This window comes from Aestuariivirga sp. (assembly GCF_047602625.1).
In the GTDB taxonomy this organism is placed as follows: Bacteria; Pseudomonadota; Alphaproteobacteria; order Rhizobiales; family Aestuariivirgaceae; genus Aestuariivirga.
On sequence record NZ_JASGGV010000002.1, the window covers coordinates 2340168 to 2358541 of the forward strand.

18 protein-coding genes and 1 tRNA gene are annotated in these 18374 nt (G+C 62.6%); 11 read left to right on the top strand and 8 right to left on the bottom strand.

Translation table 11 applies throughout. The annotated features are described in order from the left end of the window. Nucleotides 1-10: 10 nt before the first annotated feature. From QM694_RS16595 to QM694_RS16610, 4 genes are all read right to left on the bottom strand, one after another. Nucleotides 11-520: a hypothetical protein gene (locus QM694_RS16595; protein WP_415008032.1), complete on the bottom strand. Its 510-nt coding sequence runs from the start codon at nucleotides 518-520 to the stop codon at nucleotides 11-13. A 205-nt stretch (nucleotides 521-725) separates the two neighbouring features. Further along, nucleotides 726-800: transfer RNA gene (locus QM694_RS16600), tRNA-Gly, on the bottom strand. 13 nt (nucleotides 801-813) lie between these two features. Beyond that, nucleotides 814-1311, bottom strand: a complete 498-nt coding sequence (locus QM694_RS16605) for a GNAT family N-acetyltransferase (protein ID WP_415008033.1) — start codon at nucleotides 1309-1311, stop codon at nucleotides 814-816. Then, entirely contained in the window at nucleotides 1308-2444 is a 1137-nt protein-coding gene (locus tag QM694_RS16610; protein WP_415008034.1) for a 2'-deoxycytidine 5'-triphosphate deaminase, read from the bottom strand. Before QM694_RS16610 ends, QM694_RS16605 begins: the two co-directional genes overlap by 4 nt. 74 nt (nucleotides 2445-2518) lie before the next feature. Between QM694_RS16610 and apaG the strand changes: the two genes are divergently transcribed. After that, nucleotides 2519-2911 carry a Co2+/Mg2+ efflux protein ApaG gene (apaG, locus tag QM694_RS16615; RefSeq protein ID WP_415008035.1) on the top strand — a complete coding sequence of 131 codons (393 nt, stop codon included), beginning with the start codon at nucleotides 2519-2521 and terminating at the stop codon, nucleotides 2909-2911. Nucleotides 2912-2917: 6 nt separating this feature from the next. Next, entirely contained in the window at nucleotides 2918-4066 is a 1149-nt protein-coding gene (gene argE, locus QM694_RS16620) for an acetylornithine deacetylase (protein ID WP_415008036.1), read from the top strand. A gap of 41 nt (nucleotides 4067-4107) precedes the next feature. Here the strand turns inward: argE and QM694_RS16625 are convergent, their stop codons facing one another. Both QM694_RS16625 and QM694_RS16630 read right to left on the bottom strand, forming a co-directional pair. Continuing rightward, nucleotides 4108-6126 (bottom strand): CocE/NonD family hydrolase, encoded by a 2019-nt coding sequence (locus QM694_RS16625; protein WP_415008037.1) that lies wholly within the window; start codon nucleotides 6124-6126, stop codon nucleotides 4108-4110. Further along, nucleotides 6123-7073, bottom strand: coding sequence for an alpha/beta hydrolase (locus QM694_RS16630; RefSeq protein WP_415008038.1), 951 nt, complete (start codon nucleotides 7071-7073; stop codon nucleotides 6123-6125). The genes QM694_RS16625 and QM694_RS16630 overlap by 4 nt, the downstream gene beginning before the upstream one ends. Before the next feature lie 152 nt (nucleotides 7074-7225). On the opposite strand from QM694_RS16630, the gene QM694_RS16635 reads away from it, so the two are divergent. Then, the gene (locus tag QM694_RS16635; protein WP_415008039.1) at nucleotides 7226-7837 is read left to right on the top strand and encodes a L,D-transpeptidase; all 612 of its coding nucleotides are present in this window, start codon (nucleotides 7226-7228) and stop codon (nucleotides 7835-7837) included. Between the two features lie 18 nt (nucleotides 7838-7855). Here QM694_RS16635 and QM694_RS16640 read toward each other — a convergent pair whose 3' ends face one another. Then, a complete protein-coding gene (locus tag QM694_RS16640; protein WP_415008040.1) occupies nucleotides 7856-8809 on the bottom strand; it encodes an alpha/beta hydrolase in 954 nt (317 codons plus the stop codon). Nucleotides 8810-8890: 81 nt separating this feature from the next. On the opposite strand from QM694_RS16640, the gene phoR reads away from it, so the two are divergent. The 7 genes from phoR to phoB all read left to right on the top strand — a co-directional run bounded on the left by phoR (nucleotide 8891) and on the right by phoB (nucleotide 16239). Next, nucleotides 8891-9976, top strand: coding sequence for a phosphate regulon sensor histidine kinase PhoR (gene phoR, locus QM694_RS16645; protein WP_415008041.1), 1086 nt, complete (start codon nucleotides 8891-8893; stop codon nucleotides 9974-9976). A 100-nt stretch (nucleotides 9977-10076) separates the two neighbouring features. Beyond that, a complete protein-coding gene (locus QM694_RS16650) occupies nucleotides 10077-11108 on the top strand; it encodes a PstS family phosphate ABC transporter substrate-binding protein (RefSeq protein ID WP_415008042.1) in 1032 nt (343 codons plus the stop codon). Between the two features lie 85 nt (nucleotides 11109-11193). After that, nucleotides 11194-12651, top strand: coding sequence for a phosphate ABC transporter permease subunit PstC (gene pstC / locus QM694_RS16655; protein WP_415008043.1), 1458 nt, complete (start codon nucleotides 11194-11196; stop codon nucleotides 12649-12651). After that, nucleotides 12648-13955: a phosphate ABC transporter permease PstA gene (gene pstA / locus QM694_RS16660; protein WP_415008044.1), complete on the top strand. Its 1308-nt coding sequence runs from the start codon at nucleotides 12648-12650 to the stop codon at nucleotides 13953-13955. The genes pstC and pstA overlap by 4 nt, the downstream gene beginning before the upstream one ends. 20 nt (nucleotides 13956-13975) lie before the next feature. Next, on the top strand, nucleotides 13976-14791 hold the full coding sequence (pstB, locus tag QM694_RS16665; RefSeq protein ID WP_415008045.1) for a phosphate ABC transporter ATP-binding protein PstB: 816 nt from the start codon (nucleotides 13976-13978) through the stop codon (nucleotides 14789-14791). A 20-nt stretch (nucleotides 14792-14811) separates the two neighbouring features. Beyond that, on the top strand, nucleotides 14812-15537 hold the full coding sequence (phoU, locus tag QM694_RS16670) for a phosphate signaling complex protein PhoU (protein ID WP_415008046.1): 726 nt from the start codon (nucleotides 14812-14814) through the stop codon (nucleotides 15535-15537). Continuing rightward, a complete protein-coding gene (phoB, locus tag QM694_RS16675; protein WP_415008047.1) occupies nucleotides 15538-16239 on the top strand; it encodes a phosphate regulon transcriptional regulator PhoB in 702 nt (233 codons plus the stop codon). Nucleotides 16240-16254: 15 nt separating this feature from the next. On the opposite strand, the gene QM694_RS16680 is transcribed toward phoB, so the two are convergent. After that, entirely contained in the window at nucleotides 16255-16788 is a 534-nt protein-coding gene (locus QM694_RS16680) for a GcrA family cell cycle regulator (RefSeq protein ID WP_415008650.1), read from the bottom strand. Nucleotides 16789-17187: 399 nt separating this feature from the next. Here QM694_RS16680 and QM694_RS16685 point away from each other — a divergent pair, with 399 nt between their 5' ends. Further along, entirely contained in the window at nucleotides 17188-18369 is a 1182-nt protein-coding gene (locus QM694_RS16685) for an aspartate aminotransferase family protein (protein ID WP_415008048.1), read from the top strand. The last annotated feature ends 5 nt before the right edge of the window (nucleotides 18370-18374 follow it).

Genomic DNA, 18374 nt, shown 5'->3' on the forward strand with positions numbered 1-18374 from the left:
TATCCCCCCGTTAGGTCTTGCCGAAACGTTTCAGCAAGGATGTCCACTCCGCCACATCGGCCTGGCATTCCTTGGCGGGCACGCGGGCTTCCTGATATCCGAACACCCTGAAATGCTCCGTGCCGTCGCGCAGCTTGCCGTTGCGGATTTCCTGCGCCACGTCAGGATAGGTGGCGCGGTACCAGTCATCGTCAACGGGCATTTTGGCAGTCGCGCGTTTTTCGCGGTGGCCGTCAGAGGCGAAATGGCTGAGGGCAGATGGAATCTTTCCCTTCTGAACCAGCGTGCGGATGTCGGCATAGCGGGCAAGATAATCCGCTTCGTCAAACACCGGCGCGGCGATGGCGGCAAGCAATTTGTGGAACACCTCTTTCGGCATCGTCACGGTATCGCGGCCTTTGGCATCGCGCCCCGGCTGCACCAGCGCATTGAGAATGGCGGGTGGCGGGAGATAAGACGGGTAACGCGCCGCCTTCACCGACGGCACAGACTCTTCCGGCTTGTCTGCCTTTTTGAACATGCGTGTCATCCCCTCCACTCACGAACCGTCACGCGCCATTGTGCGGGAAACAACGGTGCGGCGCAGCAATAACCGTGGAGAGCGATTGCAACACTGCATTGACGGGAGCGGGCAGCGGGTTAATGCGTTGCAAGGTGCGGATGTTGCGACCGTAAATAGAGCTGCGCTGAAAAATGTGGCCTGTAATTTCCGAATTGATGAAAATTGGAGCGGGCGATGGGAATCGAACCCACGACATGCAGCTTGGGAAGCTACCGTTCTACCACTGAACTACGCCCGCATCGGAGGCGATATTAGGCGAGGCCCAGCTTGACGTAAAGCGCCTTCCCCAGCGCCGCCCCCATGATGATTTCGTCATCGGTCGCTTTAGCGCCCAGACCGACATAAAAGCCGATGGCGGGAGCGTTGATGTTCCACACCGTCCATTCCATCCGGCCGCAGCCCTTGTCTCTGGCGATTGCGGCCGCCTTTTTCATCAGTGCGTGGCCGATGCCTTTCCCGCGCGCGTTGCCCCTGACAAAGAGATCGGAGATGAAGAGAGTCCCGCAGTTGAAATTGCTGTTGAAGCCGAAGTGATAGAGTGCGTAGCCTTGAGGCCCGCTTGCATCCTTGGCGATCAGGCCATGAAAAAACCGCCGCTTGCCGAAGCCGCCGGCCTTGAGTTCGGCGCGAAGCTTCGCCCTGTCGATGCGCGGCCGCTTGCCTTCGATGCGCCCAAGGAATGTCTTGAATTCCGCCGCCATGGCGGTGAGATCGTCAAGGTCGCCCGCCTTGATCGCGCGAACCTTCATCGGATGGAAAGATCAAACGGCTTGAAGTGCTTGGAGAGCTTCAGCCCCTGCCGCTGGTAGTTGGAGCCGATGCCCTGGCCATAGACGCTCTCCGGCGCTTCGGTGAGAGGTTCATAGACCAGCCGCCCGATGATCTGCCCGTCTTCCAAAATGAACGGCACCTCATGGCTTCTCACTTCAAGAACGCCGCGCGAGCCCTCGCCCGCTCCTGACGAATGGCCGAAGCCCGGATCGAAGAAACCCGCGTAATGCACGCGGAATTCGCCCACCAGCGGATTGAAGGGCACCATCTCCGCCGCATGGGTGGGCGGCACGCGCACCGCTTCCTTGGAGGCGAGAATATAGAACTGGTCGGGATCGAGCACCAGGGAGCCCCGCCGCCAAATCGGTTCCCAATAGTCGAGAACATCGAGCGCCGCTTTCCTGTCCACATCCACAAGTCCGGCGTGGCGCTTGGCGCGGAAGCCAACCGGCCCTTCGCCGGGAAGTGTCGAGAGATCGACGGAGAGCGCCAGGCCGTTGTGAATGTCTGCTTCGCCCTCGGCGATCAGCGGATCTTGCGCATGGAGCGCGCGGATCAGCGCATCGCTGGCGAGCGATGCCCCGGCGCGGAAGCGGATCTGCGACAGGCGCGAACCGGTGCGCGCTAGGATCGGAAAGGTGCGCGGCGAAATCTCGGCGTAGAGCGGCCCCCTGTATCCCTCCGGCACGGTATCAAAGGCCTGTGCATGATCGGTGATGACGCGGGTGAAAATATCGAGCCGGCCGGTGGAACTTTTGGGATTGGCGGTGGCGGAAATCCCTTCGGGCAGCGCCAGGCTTTCTTGCAGCGGCACGATATAGACGCAGCCTGTTTCCAGCACCGCGCCGCCGGTCAGGTCAATGCGATGAAGCTCCAATTCCTTCAGCCGCTGGGCCACCGTGCTGCGGGGGCCGGGGAGGAATGAGGCGCGCACGCGATAGGCTACTTCGCCCAGCCGCAAATCAAGGCTGGCTGGCTGAATCTGGTCGGCATCGGCGGGGCGGGCCAGGGCGATGAACCCATGCGCGCAATAATCCGCGATGGCGCGGGCGGGCAATATGCCCTGAAGGCTCTTTGGCGTGGCCTGACGTTTCAGCATGGGGTCTGACATGGCGGATTTGCCGGAAAGCCGCAAGGCCCTTCTGCGGGGTGGAAAATACCGGTGTCTCGGCTAGGATGCGCGCCATGTATGAGCGCATCACACGGGGCATCAAGGTCGTCGTCCGCCCGCAATTCCTGGAAAGCCAGTCGAAGCCCGACGAGGGGCATTTCGTCTGGTCCTACACCATCGTGGTGGAAAACCATGGCCCCGAAACGGTGACGCTGCGCACGCGCTACTGGAAGATCACCGACGCCACCGGCAAGGTGCAGGAATTGCGGGGTGCGGGCGTGGTGGGCGAGCAGCCGGTGCTGAAGCCGGGCGACACGTTTCAATATACATCGGGCTGCCCGCTCAAGACGCCTTCGGGGTTCATGGTAGGCTGCTACCAGATGCAGGGAGAGGGCGGTAACATGTTCAATGTCGATATTCCCGCCTTCTCCCTCGACTGCCCGCACGACAAACACGCCATCAACTGAGTGACCATGACCGGACAGATTTATTCCACCGAGGAGATGCTGGCGCGTCTCGTGAGCTTCGACACCACCAGCAGGGACGGCAACATTCCGCTGATTGCATGGGTGGAGGATTATCTCGACGGCTGGGGCGTGCCGCATCTCCGCGTCGATTACGAGGCGGGTCTCAAGACCAATCTCTACGCCACCATCGGGCCTGACATCGCCGGCGGCGTCGTGCTCTCGGGCCACACCGATGTTGTGCCGGTGGACGGGCAGGACTGGACCAGCCACCCCTTCACGTTGGAAGAGCGCGGCGGCAAACTCTACGGGCGCGGCACTTGCGACATGAAGGGCTTCATCGCCGTGGCGTTGGCCATGGTGCCGAAATTTCTCAAGGCCAATCTCAGGACACCCGTTCATCTCGCACTTTCCTGCGATGAGGAGGTGGGCTGCAAGGGCGTGCGCCCGCTCGTCGCCCGCATGCGCGATCACCTGCCGAAGCCGCGCGCGGTGATCGTCGGTGAGCCGACGCTGATGCAGGTTGTAAATGCCCACAAGAGCGCCGTCACCTTTTCAACCGAAGTGACGGGGCATGAAGCGCATTCGAGCCTTACGCATCAGGGCGTCAATGCGATCATGGTGGGGGCGGAGCTGATTGGCGAACTGTCGCGCCTCAAGCAGGAGCTGATTGCCGAGGGTGATCCCACAGAGCGTTTCGATCCGCCCTATTCCACCGTGCATGTGGGCGTGATTTCCGGCGGCACCGCCAAGAACATCATTCCGCGGAAATGCGAGTTCACCTGGGAGACGCGGCTTCTGCCAACGACCGATCCCGATTTCGTGCCGCGCCGCTTCGAGGCCTTCGCGAAAACGCTGGAGCCTGCAATGAAGCGCGTGGCGCCCGAAACCGGCATCGCTATTGAATGCACCAACCGCGTGCCGGCGCTCGCACCCGATGAAACTTCGCCCGCCGAGCATCTGGCGCTGCATCTCACCGATGCCAACGCCACCCACGCCGTCTCCTATTGCACCGAGGCCGGCCTCTTCCAGCAAATCGGCATCCCCGCCGTCGTCTGCGGCCCCGGCAGCATCGAACAGGCGCATAAGCCCGATGAATTTATCGCGGTGAGCGAACTGCGGAAATGCGAGGGGTTTATGGAGAGGCTGGTTCAGTAATCACCCCTCCCCACTACGCGGGAGAAGGGTGACCAAAACTGTCACTGCAGCTTCCTTTCGATCTGCTCGTTGAACTCCTTCTCGAACACCTTCTTCTTGCCCTCGAAGGCTTCGATTTTGCCCCACACCAGCCAGTGCGTTTTGGTGGCGGTGAGGCGGCCGTAGGTTTCGGTGCGGGCAGACCAGGTGCCGCGGTGGCGCTCCTCGGTCCAGTGGGTTTCCTGCACGGCGGAGAGCGGATCGTCTGGCAGGATGGAATAGTTTTCGCGCGCGCAGGCGGAGATCACCATGCCATGCGGGGCGATTTCCTGCTGGCCGAAATCATCGACGATCTCCAGCTTCATGGCGCCGGTCTTCTCGTCCACCGTGGTTTCGCGCTTGTGCCAGGCCTTTTTCAGTTCCTTCTGTTTCGCAGGCGGTGCGGCTTCCGATGATTTCCACGACAGCGGCACCTCATTGTCGATCGCCTTGCGGATCGGCACCAGCACGGTGGATGTGCCTGCATAGACGGTGAGCGTGACGGGCTCGGGTGCCGGCCACATCATCGGCCAGTAGCTGGTGGAGATCGACACGCGCAGCTTGTGGCCCTTGGGGATGCGCCATGCGATGTCATCCATCTTGATCTTCATGCGGTAGCGGCGGCCGGGCTCAAGCGCGGTCGGGAACTCCCGGCTTTCGCGCATGCAGAGATTCTGGAAATGATAGGTGATGCGCGTCACCTCGCCCGTTGGCCACACATCGTTAAGGCGCACGGCGACGGAGGCCACCGGCTTGTCCACCGAGAAATCAATCTCGATGGCGGGCTGGCCGACGATATCCATGTCGGCCACGAGGGCGGGTGAATCGAAGGTGATCGACTGCTCGTCGTCCCGCCGCTGGTCGCCGGGGAATTCGGGGCCGAGCCAGATGATGCAATATTCGCCGCCATCCGCGCCAGTCGTCTGCTTCGAAGAGATGGTGAGCGCCTTCTCTTCACCTGCAGCACCGCCGATGCCATCGGCATTCAGGAACCAGGTCTTGGTGTCCATGTTGCCGAAGGTCCAGAAATTATCCGCCACCCAGCGGCCCTCGATCCGCTCCGGGAAGCTGCCGGGCCTGTAGCTGTCCATGATGTAGGTGCGGAAATCGGAATCGCGGTTGACGCCGGTGGGCTCGCTCTTGAGCCACTGGTCCCACCAGCGAAGGCACTCCTGCAGGAATCCCATGCGCGGCTCCGGCACCGCGAAATGCGGATATTTATGCACCCATGGCCCGATGATCGCCTTGCGCGAGCAGCGAAGCCCCTTCATGAGTCTTGGTATGGCGTTGGAATAGGCGTCGTTCCAGCCGCCCACCACCAGCGTCGCCGCATCGATGGCGCTGAAATCCTCGCACACCGAACCATGCTTCCAGTAGGCATCGCGGTGCGGATGCTTCAGCCAGTCGATGAGCAGGAAGGGCTCGGCCTTGAGGCGCTCCATCCACATCTTGCGCCACTTGTTGCCGACGATCTTGGGATCGGGCGGGCGGGAAGAATAGGCGAGCATGGTGGCGGCCCAGCCATGGTTCTCGTTCAAAAGCGTGCCGCCCTTGTAGTGAATGTCGTCCTCATAGCGGTCATCGGTCGAGCAGATAGTGACGATGGCCTTGAGGGCCGGGGGCTTGCGCGCCGCCACCTGCAGCGCATTGAAGCCGCCCCATGAAATGCCGAACATGCCGACGGCGCCGCTGCACCATTTCTGCCGCGCGATCCAGGCAATCACCTCCAGCGCGTCATCCTGCTCCTGCCTGGTATATTCATCGAGCATGATGCCTTCGGAATCGCCGTTGCCGCGCATGTCGACGCGGATCGAGGCGTAGCCGTGGCCCGCGAAATAGGGATGCGTCAGCGCATCGCGCACATAGGTTCCGTCGCGCTTGCGGTAGGGAAGATATTCAAGCAGCGCCGGAACGGGGTTCTTCTCGGCGTCCGCCGGAAGCCACATGCGCGCCGCCAGCTTCACGCCATCCGACATGGTGATCCAGATGTTCTCGATCTCCTTCACCTTGCGCGGGAAGGTCTTGATCGTGGTGATGGTCATGCTGCGGTCCTTTCGGAGGGGAGAGTTCCGTGATGGGCAAGCGATGCCACGGCGGCGGTGATGGCGGTAAAGGAAGCGCGGGCTGGCGCGCTCATGTTCCGTGCGCGGAGGAAGGCGTGGACGAGCAGCGGCTCGTCACGCACTTCTGCCGCCACACCGGCCGCGAGCAGGCATCCGGCATAGGCGAAACAATCATCATGGAGGGGATCAAGCCCGGCGGCGACGAGGAAGGCGGGCGGCAGGCCGGTGAAATCCGTTTCCCGCAGGGGCTCGGCATATTTGCTGCCGCCGCCCTTGTAGGTGTCGCGGTAATATTGAACGTCGGTGGTGGAAAGGCCCGGCGCATGGGCCTGTGTGACATAGGAGCCGCGGCTCATGTCGCCGCCGAGGCCCGGATAGATCAGCACCTGCCCTGAAAGTTTGGGGCCACCTTCGTCACGCGCCCACAGCGCCACGGCGGCGGCGAGATTGCCGCCAGCACTGTCGCCGCCCACGATAATCCGGTCATGCGTTTTGCCGAGATGCGCGAGCGCGCGGCAGCAGTCCTCGAAAGCGGCGGGAAAAGGGTGTTCCGGCGCGAGGCGGTATTCCACCGCCAAAACATCCACATCAGCGCCATCGCAGAGTTCGGCGCACACGTCGTCATGGCTTTCCAGCCCGCCCAGCACAAAGCCGCCGCCGTGCAGATAGAGAAGAGCGGGAGAGCTGGACATTCCGCGCTTCCGGTAAAGGCGGCAGGGCACGGAACCGATGCGGAGTTCCTCCGTTTCGACCCCATGCGGACGGTCTTTGCGGAAATGCGCGGCATAGCGGTCATAGAAGGCCCGCTGCTCGGCCATGGTGAAGTTCACCGCATCCGCCGGATAGAAGCGTTCCCCCGCGATCAGGAAGTCGCGCAGGCCCGGATCGGTGACCGCGGCGAATTTTTGGTCGGATTTCTGGCTCATGTGACGGGCGGCACATTATTCAGCCCTGCCCAAGATACAAGCCCCGGCCACCGCTTCAAACATGAACGCCAGTTAAAGATCGCAGCCAGACTTGGTTCAGGCGCGGCCCACTAGAACTGGCTTCACAAACGCAATTCGAGAGGGAAACGATAATGTCCAGGATCATCAACACCATCGCCGCCGCCACGGTTTTCGCCGGCCTTTTCGGCGCATCGGCCTTTGCCGATACCACGAAGCCCTTCGCGGGCGTGGTGATCGTTCCGGCCTCCTACAGCGCCTCCGATGAGGCTGTCTCACCGTCGCAGGCTCCCAGGGCCAATGCCCAGTTCAGGCGCGCCGCCATCGTCGCCTACCAGACGAAAATGGCCCCCGGTTCCATCATCGTGAACACCCGGGAGAACGCGCTTTATTTCGTGATCGGCAACGGCCAGGCCGCGAAGTATCGCATCGCCAGCGCCAAGCCGGGCTTTGAATGGCAGGGCACTAACAAGGTGTCGGCCAAGACCCAGTGGCCCTCCTGGCGGCCGCCGGTTGAAATGCGCCAGCGCCGCCCCGAGCTGCCGGAATTCATGGCTGGCGGCCCCAAGAACCCGCTGGGCGCCCGCGCCATCTATCTGGGTTCGACGATTTACCGCATCCACGGCACCAATGAGCCGAAGTCGATCGGCAAGGCGGCGTCTTCGGGCTGCATCCGCATGCTGAACGAGGACGTGACCGAACTCTACCAGTTCGTGAAAATCGGCGCGACCGTCACCGTTCTCTAAGACTTGGGGGCGCGTGCCTTAACCGGGCAGGCGCCCTTCATGCGCGAGCGAGCGTGTGGCCTCGACGATGGCCTTGAACCCCGCCATGGCAGGCGCGCTCACATGGCGGGCCCGCATATAGGAATGGGCCAGCGCCGGTTCGCGCCGTAACGCCACGGGAATGCCCGCCGCCTTCATCTTTTCATGGAAGATCAGCCCGTCATCGCAGAGCGGATCATGCGCGGCGACGGTGATGGAGGCAGGTGGCAGGCCTGAAAGATCGGTTGCGATGTTCGGCACCGCCTTGGGATCGTGCCACGGCGCTCCGCCACGGGGGCCAAGGAAGGCGTCGAGATAGAAGATCATCTCGTCCCGCGTCAGGCAGGGCGCATTGGCATTGCGCAGATAGGAAGAGGTTTCAGTATCAGCCCCCAGAACCGGATAGATCAGCATCATGCCGCGAAGCTGCGGCAGGCCCTTCTCGCGCAGCGCCAGGGCAAGGCCCACCGTCATCTGCCCGCCCGCGCTATCTCCGGCACCAATGATATGGGTGGGATCAATCCCCATGGCGCGGCCCGAGGAGCGCATCCACTCCAGAACGGCGAGTGAATCCTCAAGCTGGGCGGGATAGGGATGCTCTGGCGCCAGCCGGTAATCCATCAGCACCACCACCACATCCGCCTGATCGGCGATTTCCGCGCACATGTCGTCATGGGTTTCGGGCGAGCCGACGACCCAGCCGCCGCCATGGCCATAGATCACCCCGGGCTTGGGATCATTGCCCGGCGGGCGGAACACCCGCACCGGCACGCCATTGGCGTCGAGGTCTTCAACGATGAGGCGCTCCGGCCGGGGAGCGCGGAACTGCCGGCACACATCGTCCCACGCCTTGCGCTGGCGCGGCAGCGGCCACTGCGCCGATTCAGGCGGCGACTGTGCCGAAAGCGCCTTGTAGAAGGTGAGCATTCCGGGATCGACCGGCGTCTCCGACATGATCCTTCATTCCCTGCGGCAAATCTGTCATATCCAGCGGATATATCTGCCCGAATGAGCGTAGGCCGTCTATCGATTCCCATGCCCTGGCCCTTTGCCAAACCCGAAGCCGCAGCCGATGTGCCGCAGGCCGCAACGCGCGAAGCGCCGCGTCCGCTGGTGGCGGGTTTTGTCGAGGCCCTGCCTGACCCGGCTTTGGTCACCGATTCATCGGGCACCGTTATTGCCGCCAATCCGGCGGTGAAGAGCCTGCTCCGTCTCGATCCCCTGGGGCAGCATTTGGCGGCGGCGATCCGTGCTCCCTCGGTGCTCGACACGGTGCAGGACATCTTGAACGGCGGCGAGTTGGCCAGCATCGAGTTTGAAGCGCGGCTGCCGCAACCCCGGCAATTCGCCGTGCATGTGGCGCCTGTTCCGTGGACGGAGGATTCACCCAACGGAGCGCTTCTGGTTCTGCGTGACCTCACGCGCGAACAGCAGATCGAGCGCATGCGCGCCGATTTCGTGGCCAACGCCAGCCATGAATTGCGGACGCCCCTTGCTTCTCTTTCAGGGTTCATCGAAACGCTGCTGGGCGCGGCCAGGAATGATGAGGCGGCGCGCACGAAGTTTCTGGGCCTCATGCGCAGCCAGGCCGGGCGGATGAAGCGCCTCATCGATGATCTGCTTTCACTGTCGCGGATCGAAATGAATGAGCATCTCAGGCCGCAGGGCGCGGTCGATCTGGCGCATGTGGCGGCGCATGTCGCCGATCTTCTGGGTGGCATGGCGAAAGAGGACGGCTGCGAGATCAGGCTCGATCTCGAAAAGCCGCTGCTGGTGAAGGGCGACCGTGACGAGCTGGTGCAGGTGGTGCAGAACCTCGTTGAGAACGCGCTCAAATATGGGTACGCCGGGAAGGTGATTGAAATCACCAGCCGCGCAGCGGGAGGCTATGCGGAACTTTCGGTTCGCGACTATGGGCCCGGCATCGCGGAGGAGCATATTCCCCGCCTCACCGAACGCTTTTACCGGGTGAACGTGCAGGAAAGCCGCTCGCGCGGCGGCACCGGGCTGGGGCTTGCCATCGTCAAGCACATCCTCAACCGCCACCACGGTAAACTCATCGTCACCTCGCGGCCCGGAGCGGGCAGCACCTTTTCAATCCATCTGCCATTGTACAGTTAGATCAAAAGGATAGACCGTCACAAACACGTCATCCAACCTTCATATAACGCTCATGTCGGCTCCCTAGATTCCGCCCGTCCGAAAACAGGAGAGATCAAACATGAAACGCATTCTCATCGCCGCCAGCGCGATTGCCCTTTTCGCAGGCCCCGCGCTTGCCCGCGACCAGCTTCACATCGCCGGTTCGTCCACCGTGCTTCCCTATGCCCAGATCGTCGCCGAGGAATTCGGCAAGGCCTATTCGCAGTTCAAGACGCCGGTGGTTGAGTCCGGCGGCTCGGGCGCCGGCATCAAGCAGTTCTGCCAGGGCGTGGGCGATGACACCATCGACATTGCCAACTCTTCCCGCCCCATCAAGAAGGAAGAACTCGCCACCTGCGCCGCCAATGGCGTGAAGGACGTGATGGAAGTGAAGTTCGGCTATGACGGCATCGTCTTCGCCGTCGACAAGTCGGTGGGCGACATCGCCCTCACCCCCAAGGATCTCTATCTGGCGCTTGCCGCCCAGGTGCCGGTTGACGGCAAGATGGCCGACAATCCCAACAAGAGCTGGAAGGACGTGAACGCCAGCCTCCCCGACATGCCGATCGTCGCTTTCGTGCCCGGTGAAAAGCACGGCACCCGCGAAGTGTTCGAGCAGAAGGTTCTTGCGGCCGGCTGCAAGGACACCAAGGGTCTCGACGCCTATGTGGCGGGCGGCCTGAGCAAGGATGATGCTGGCAAAGCCTGCGTGAAGATGCGCAAGGACGGTGCTGCTGTTGACATCGATGGCGACTACACCGAAACGCTTGCCCGCATCGACGCCAACAAGCAGGCCGTGGGCGTGTTCGGCCTCTCCTTCTACGAGAACAACGCCGACAAGCTGAAGGTCGCGACAGTTGATGGCATCGTGCCGTCGGTCGAGACGGTTGCCAACGGCACCTATCCCGTCTCCCGCCCGCTGTTCTTCTATGTGAAGAAGGCGCACATCGGCGTGGTGCCGGGCCTGCAGGAATACACCGAGTTCTTCGTATCCGACAAAATGTCGGGCAGCGATGGCGCGCTGGCGGATGAGGGCCTCGTGCCGGAACCCGCGGCTGAACTCAAGTCCATCCAGGACGCCGTCAAGGCCGGCACGGTTCTCAGCAACTGATCTTTTGAAACAGAAGCGCGGGGGCAAGTGTTCCCGCGCTTTTCCTCTTTGTGAGACGTCAAGGCGTTAAGGCTCGGGGACGAACATGCCTGCAGGCTATCTGCTTCTGCTTCTGATCGTGTTGGGCCTCGCCGCCTATATCGTGGGGCGCTCGCGCGCCATGGGACTTGCGGCCAGCAATGAGAATACCCATTCGCGCCCAACCTACCATGGTTTTTATCTCGCCATCGCCACCGCCATACCCGCCTTGCTTGTGGCGTTGGGCTGGCTGGCCTTCGCGCCCGGTGTGATTGAACACACGGTTGCCTCGGCGCTGCCTGCCGATGTGCAGGCGCTCTCGAGCGGCGACCGCTCGCTGATTTTCAGCGCCATCGACAAGCTGGCGTCCAGCATCAACATCCTCAGCGCCGCCGATCTCGACGTGCTGCGGCAGGGCGGCGATGCGGCCATGAACCTTCTCAAGGAGAAGGGCATCCTGATGGGCTCCGCGCCGCAGCCCTTCATGATCGATGCGGCGCTCCATAAGGCCAATCTCGAAGGCGCAAGCCGGATCGCGCTCACCATCATTTCCTTGGGGCTTGCGGTTCTGGGCTTCTTCTACGCCTCCCGGAAACTCACCGCGCAGTTCCGCGCCCGCAATGCCGTAGAGCTTGTGGTCGAAGGCGGGTTGATCCTTGCTTCGACCGTCGCCGTGCTGACCACCGTCGGCATCGTGATGTCGGTGCTGTTCGAGAGCATCCACTTCTTCCGCAGCGTGCCGGTGTTCGACTTCCTGTTCGGAACCGTGTGGGACCCGCGCTTCTCGGCGGCGGGCGGCGGTGAATCCGCTGGCCAATTCGGCCTGTTGCCGCTTTTGTGGGGCACATTGTTCATCACCTTCGTCGCCATGCTGGTGGCGGTGCCCATTGGATTGCTGGCGGCTGTTTATATGTCGGAATATGCGTCCAGCAAGGTGCGCGGCATCTCAAAGCCGGTACTGGAAATCCTCGCCGGCATTCCGACCATCGTCTACGGTTTCTTTGCGCTCACCACCATGGGGCCGTTCCTGCGCAACACGGGTTCTCTTGTGGGTCTCGACATTTCCGCCAACAGCGTGCTGACGGCGGGCTTCGTGATGGGCGTGATGATCATTCCCTTCGTCTCGAGCCTCTCCGACGACATCATCAGCGCCGTTCCAAATTCATTGCGCGAAGGCTCTTATGGGCTGGGCGCCACGCAGAGCGAGACCATAAAGCGCGTCGTACTGCCTGCCGCCCTTCCGGGCATCGTGGGTGCTGTGTTGCTGGCCGTGTCGCGCGCCATTGGCGAAACCATGATCGTGGTTCTGGCCGCAGGCATTGCCGCCAATCTCACGCTCAATCCCTTCCAGCCGGTCACCACCATGACGGTGAAAATCGTCAGCCAGCTGACGGGCGACCTTGAATTCAACTCACCGCAGACGCTCGTCGCCTTCGCGCTCGGCCTCACGCTGTTCATCATCACGCTGGGGCTGAACGTGGTGGCCCTCTATATCGTCCGCAAATACCGGGAGCAGTATGAATGACCGCCACCGCCGAAATTTCCCGCGCCGCGGTCAGCCGAGATGCGCAGGCCAAGGCCCTGGCGAAGCGCAACGCCGCCGAACGCCGCTTCCGTGCCTATGGCATCGCTGCCATCGCCTTCTGCTTCCTGGCGGTGTTCGTGCTGTTCGCGTCGATCATCTCGCGGGGCTACACCGCCTTCCAGCAGAGCCACATCGCGCTGCCGGTAACCTTCGATGCGGCGGTCATCGACCCGGACGGCAAGCGTGACCGCACCACGCTGTTTCAGGCCGACTATGCCAAGCTGGCGAAGAACGCCATCTATGCCGAAGTTGGCGTCGATCCCAACAACAAGCCGCTGCGCAAGAAGGCAGCCGATCTCTTGTCGCGCGGCGTCGACGTTGAGCTGCGCGACATGGTGCTGGCTGACCCTTCGATCATCGGCCAGACAAAAACCGTCGAGGTGACGGCGGCAGGCGATGTCGATGCGCTGCTGAAGGGCGCTATCGACCGCAAGGTGCCGGAGGCCAACCGCCAGTTGAGCGATCAGCAGCTCTCATGGATCGATGCCATGGTGCAGAAAGGCCAAATCAGCAAGAGCTTCAACTGGACGCTGCTGACGGCGGGCGCCTCCAGCCAGCCAGAAACCGCAGGGCTTCTCGTAGCGCTCGTCGGCTCGCTTTACATGATGCTCATCGTCGTGCTGCTGGCCGTGCCCTTTGGTGTGGCCGGTGCCGTCTATCTCGAGGAGTTCGCGCCCAAGAACCGCTGGACGGACATCATCGAGGTGAATGTCAACAACCTCGCTGCCGTGCCTTCCATCGTCTACGGCCTTCTGGGCCTCGCCATCTTTATCAACACCATGGGCCTGCCGCGCTCGGCGCCGATCGTCGGCGGCCTCGTGCTGTCGCTGATGACGCTGCCAACGATCATCATCGCCACCCGCGCCGCGCTGGCCTCCGTGCCGCCGTCGATCAAGGAGGCCGCACTCGGCGTCGGCGCGTCGAAGATGCAGACCATCGCCCACCATGTTCTCCCGCTGGCGGTGCCTGGCATTCTCACCGGCACCATCATCGGCCTCGTGCGCGCGCTGGGCGAAACGGCGCCGTTGCTGATGATCGGCATGGTGGCCTTCGTGGTCGATCCGCCGAAGACGCCGCTTGAACCCGCCACCGCGCTGCCGATCCAGATCTATATGTGGGCCACCTCGGCCGAACGCGGCTTCACCGAGCGGACGGGTGCGGCCACCATCATCCTGCTGCTGTTCTCCTTCGCGATGAACGCCGGCGCCATCTATCTCCGCCGCCGCTTCGAGCGGCGCTGGTAACCCGAAAGGATTTTCCTGACATGAACATGATGCCCCAGACGGTCGTGACGCCAGCCCACCCGCGCATCATCGCGGAGCGCCCGGTCAAGATCGTGGCCCGCGATGTGAACGTCTATTACGGCGAGAAACACGCCATCAAGCATCTCTCGATCGACATTCCCGACCGCGCCGTGTCGGCATTCATTGGCCCCTCGGGCTGCGGCAAGTCTACCTTCCTGCGCTCGATCAACCGCATGAACGACACGATCCCCTCCTGCCGTGTCACCGGCGACATCACGCTCGATGGCCGCAATGTCTATGACCGCGACCTTGATGTGGTGCAGCTCCGCGCCAATGTCGGCATGGTGTTCCAGAAGCCCAATCCGTTTCCGAAGTCGATCTTCGAGAACGTGGCCTATGGCCCGCGCATCCACGGCCTCGCCCACAATAAGACCGACCTTGAGGAAATTGTCGTCAACTCGCTAAAGAAGGCGAGCCTGTTTGAAGAGGTGAAGGACCGCCTCAATGCGCCGGGCACTGGCCTCTCCGGCGGCCAGCAGCAGCGCCTGTGCATCGCCCGCGCCATTGCGGTGAACCCGGAAGTGATCCTGATGGACGAACCCTGTTCGGCGCTTGATCCCATCGCCACCGCGAGGATCGAGGAACTGATCGACGAACTCCGGCAGAATTACTGCATCGTCATCGTCACCCATTCCATGCAGCAGGCGGCGCGCGTGTCGCAGCTCACCGCCTTCTTCCATCTCGGCAATCTCGTGGAGTTCGGCGACACCGACGAGGTGTTCTCGACGCCGCAGGAAAAGCGCACCCAGGACTATATCACCGGCCGCTTCGGCTGAGCCCGTTTACGGAGATTACGATGTCCGACAATCACATTGTCCGCGCCTATGACGAGGAACTGGCGCACCTCAAGACGCTGCTGGCCCGCATGGGCGGTCTGGCCGAAGAGCAGCTCGATGGCTCCATCGACGCGCTGATCCGCCGCGATACCGCGCTGGCCGACAGGGTCATTGCCGCCGACCGGCGCATCGATGACCTCGAACGCGAAGTGGAAGAAAAAGCCATCCTCACCATCTCCAAGCGCCAGCCCATGGCCAGGGACCTGCGCGAGATCATGGTGGCGATCCGGCTTTCGTCCGACCTCGAGCGCATCGGCGACCTGGCAAAAAACACCGCCAAGCGCACCCACGCCATATCAGACACGCTGCCGCGCAAGCTGGTGACGGGATTGTCGCGCATGGGTGAGCGCGCGCAGCATCAGCTGGCTTCGGTGCTCGATGCCTATGCCCAGCTTGACGATGAAAAGGCCATGCAGGTGTGGCGCGAGGACGAAGAGCTGGACGCACTCTACAACTCGATCTTCCGCGAACTGCTGACCTACATGATGGAAGACCCGCGCAACATCGGCCTGTGCACGCATCTTCTCTTCGGCGCCAAGAACATGGAACGCATCGGCGACCACGCCACCAACATCGCCGAGAACATTCATTATCTGGTGACGGGCCGGTCGATCGCCGAAGAGCGGCCCAAGAAGGATGCAACATCCTCGATGACTGTCGACATGCCGGGTGGAAAGGCCCTCTAAATGAGCGCATCCATTCTCATCGTCGAAGACGAAGAGCCGATCCAGATTTTGCTGAGCTATAATCTCGAGGCTGAAGGCTATCGCGTGCGCGTGACCGCGCAGGGCGAGGATGTGCCGCATCTCGTGGGCGAGGAACGCCCGGACCTGATCCTGCTCGACTGGATGCTCCCCGGAATTTCCGGCATCGAAGTGTGCCGCCTTCTCCGCACCCGCGCCGAGACGCGCGACATTCCGGTGATCATGCTCACCGCGAGGAGCGAAGAGGCCGAGCGGGTAAGGGGCCTTTCGACGGGCGCCGACGACTATATGGTGAAGCCGTTTTCCGTGCCGGAGCTTCTGGCCCGGGTGCGTACCATTCTGCGCCGCGTCAACCCCGAGGCGGTGGCTGATATCCTGAAGGCCGGTGACCTGTCACTTGACCGCAAGACGAGGCGGGTGACGCGCTCGGCGCGCGATATCGGCCTGTCACCCACCGAGTTCCGCCTGCTTGAGCATCTGATGCAGAACCCGGGCCGCGTCTATTCGCGCGCCCAATTGCTCGATACGGTGTGGGGCAGGGATGTCTATGTGGATGAGCGTACGGTGGATGTGCATGTCGGCCGCCTGCGCAAATCGCTGAGCCGCGGCCGCGAGCTTGATCCCATCCGCACGGTGCGCGGTATGGGCTATTCCTTCGACGAGAGATTTGGGAAAGCCGCTTAGGCTTTCCCTTTATTGTCAGCCGTATGAAACCCGGCGGTTCCGCCGGTCCTGCAGCGGCTGGTAGGCAAGCCTTGCGTGATATTCGCAATAGGGCGAGCCTTCACGCGGGCCATGGCCGCAGAAGCAGAAATCTTCCGCCCCCGGATCGCCGATCGGCCATTTGCAGGTCTTGTCCGAAAGATGAAGGATGGTCACGCGACCGCCCTTGGGCAGGTCCACCAAACGCACCGGCTCGGGGGCGGGAAGCGTTTGCAGGCGCATCTGCGGCTCGGCCCGCATCATCGGCTTGAGCGCCGTAGCGCCCGCCGATGGCAATGACGGCATGCCGGTGCTGCGGCCGGGGATCGACGGCTCACGCTGCTTGCGGGGCGCCCGCGGGGCGGCGGTGCGCGTCTGCTGGGCGCGGCCCGACAGGTTGAGGCGGTGAACCTTGCCGATCACCGCATTGCGGGTGACGCCCTGGCCCAGACGTCCGGCGATCTGGCTGGCGCTCAGGCCCTCCGCCCACAGCCGCTTCAGCAGTTCCACACGTTCATCGGTCCAGGACAGTTTCGCCCCGCCCTGCATGTCTTGAAGGTCTGTCGTCACGCGGAATCCCTCATCCTTCGCCAGAACCCAAGTCCTGACGCCCAACAGTTTTCATTGCCCATGAAACGCTACATTTCGTAGCTTCAGTACGCCGACACTACAATACGCGGTGACTCGTCTGCAACAACCCGAACCCGCCGTTTCTCGTGTTTTCCCCAGCTATTCGCCTGAGGGTCATGGTTAACGAAGTCTTACAACCCGCCCGAATCGCCGGTCCATGCGCTGTTTTGACTCACCCCTGATATGGGCCTCCAAAGCCGCAATTGACCCTTGGCGATCATGGACTTATAAGTTTTCCACAATGGATGGCGTCCGCTCCCCGGTGGGCGCCATTTCCCTTTGCAACCAAGGCCCAGGACCATGATTTCGCCCGTTCTCCCCACCTATGCGCGCGCCAAGGTTTCCTTTGAGCGGGGCGAGGGCGTGCGCGTCTTCACGCCGGAGGGCGAGGAATATCTGGATTTCGGTGCGGGCGTCGCAGTGACGAGCTGCGGCCATGCCCATCCCCATCTGGTGAAGGCGCTGACCGAACAGGCGCACAAGATCTGGCATACCTCGAACCTCTACCAGATGCCGGGGCAGGAGAAGCTGGCCGGCAGGCTGATCGATGCGACCTTCGCCGATACCGTGTTCTTCACAAATTCCGGCGCCGAAGCGCTGGAGTGTTCGATCAAGATGGCGCGCAAATATCACGCCTTCCATGGCCACCCCGAGAAATTCCGGCTCATCACCTTTGAAGGCGCGTTCCATGGCCGGACGCTGGCCACCATCGCGGCGGGCGGCCAGGCGAAATACATCGAGGGTTTCGGCCCCAAAGTCGAAGGCTTCGATCAGGTGCCGTTCGGCGATCTCGAAGCGGTGAAGAAGGCCATCACGGCGGAGACCGCCGGCATCCTGATCGAGCCGGTGCAGGGCGAGGGCGGCATGCGGCCCGTTCCGGCCGAATTCCTGCGCGCGCTGCGGCAGATCTGCGATGACAACGGCCTGCTGCTGGTGCTTGACGAAGTGCAGTCGGGCGTCGGCCGCACCGGCAAATTCTTCGCCCATCAATGGACGGGCATCACGCCCGACATCATGGCGATCGCCAAGGGCATTGGCGGCGGCTTTCCGGTGGGCGCGTGCCTTGCCACGGAGAAGGCGGCGGCGGGCATGACGGCGGGCACCCACGGCTCGACCTTCGGCGGCAATCCGCTGGCCACGGCTGTCGGCAATGCCGTTCTGGACGTGGTGCTGGCCGATGGCTTTCTCGACGGCGTTCAGCAGCGCGCCCTGACCCTCAAACAGAAGCTGGCGCGGCTGAAGGACGAGCATCCCGCGATCATTGAGGACATCCGCGGCACGGGGCTGATGATGGGCATCAAGTGCAAGGTGCCGAATACGGCGCTGCAGGCTGCGGCCCTGGACCAGCATCTCCTTACCATCGGGGCGGGCGACAATGTGGTGAGGCTTCTGCCGCCGCTCGTCGTCACCGATGCCGATATTTCTGACGCCGTGGACCGTCTCGACCGCGCCTGCCGCGCGCTTGAAGCGAAGGCCGCGTGAGGCTT

Bases quoted from the DNA above. Each gene is read 5' to 3' on its own strand.
- QM694_RS16595 (WP_415008032.1), bottom strand. From the start codon at position 520: ATGTTCAAAAAGGCAGACAAGCCGGAAGAGTCTGTGCCGTCGGTGAAG.
- QM694_RS16605 (WP_415008033.1), bottom strand. From the start codon at position 1,311: ATGAAGGTTCGCGCGATCAAGGCGGGCGACCTTGACGATCTCACCGCC.
- QM694_RS16610 (WP_415008034.1), bottom strand. From the start codon at position 2,444: ATGTCAGACCCCATGCTGAAACGTCAGGCCACGCCAAAGAGCCTTCAG.
- apaG (WP_415008035.1), top strand. From the start codon at position 2,519: ATGTATGAGCGCATCACACGGGGCATCAAGGTCGTCGTCCGCCCGCAA.
- argE (WP_415008036.1), top strand. From the start codon at position 2,918: ATGACCGGACAGATTTATTCCACCGAGGAGATGCTGGCGCGTCTCGTG.
- QM694_RS16625 (WP_415008037.1), bottom strand. From the start codon at position 6,126: ATGACCATCACCACGATCAAGACCTTCCCGCGCAAGGTGAAGGAGATC.
- QM694_RS16630 (WP_415008038.1), bottom strand. From the start codon at position 7,073: ATGAGCCAGAAATCCGACCAAAAATTCGCCGCGGTCACCGATCCGGGC.
- QM694_RS16635 (WP_415008039.1), top strand. From the start codon at position 7,226: ATGTCCAGGATCATCAACACCATCGCCGCCGCCACGGTTTTCGCCGGC.
- QM694_RS16640 (WP_415008040.1), bottom strand. From the start codon at position 8,809: ATGTCGGAGACGCCGGTCGATCCCGGAATGCTCACCTTCTACAAGGCG.
- phoR (WP_415008041.1), top strand. From the start codon at position 8,891: ATGCCCTGGCCCTTTGCCAAACCCGAAGCCGCAGCCGATGTGCCGCAG.
- QM694_RS16650 (WP_415008042.1), top strand. From the start codon at position 10,077: ATGAAACGCATTCTCATCGCCGCCAGCGCGATTGCCCTTTTCGCAGGC.
- pstC (WP_415008043.1), top strand. From the start codon at position 11,194: ATGCCTGCAGGCTATCTGCTTCTGCTTCTGATCGTGTTGGGCCTCGCC.
- pstA (WP_415008044.1), top strand. From the start codon at position 12,648: ATGACCGCCACCGCCGAAATTTCCCGCGCCGCGGTCAGCCGAGATGCG.
- pstB (WP_415008045.1), top strand. From the start codon at position 13,976: ATGAACATGATGCCCCAGACGGTCGTGACGCCAGCCCACCCGCGCATC.
- phoU (WP_415008046.1), top strand. From the start codon at position 14,812: ATGTCCGACAATCACATTGTCCGCGCCTATGACGAGGAACTGGCGCAC.
- phoB (WP_415008047.1), top strand. From the start codon at position 15,538: ATGAGCGCATCCATTCTCATCGTCGAAGACGAAGAGCCGATCCAGATT.
- QM694_RS16685 (WP_415008048.1), top strand. From the start codon at position 17,188: ATGATTTCGCCCGTTCTCCCCACCTATGCGCGCGCCAAGGTTTCCTTT.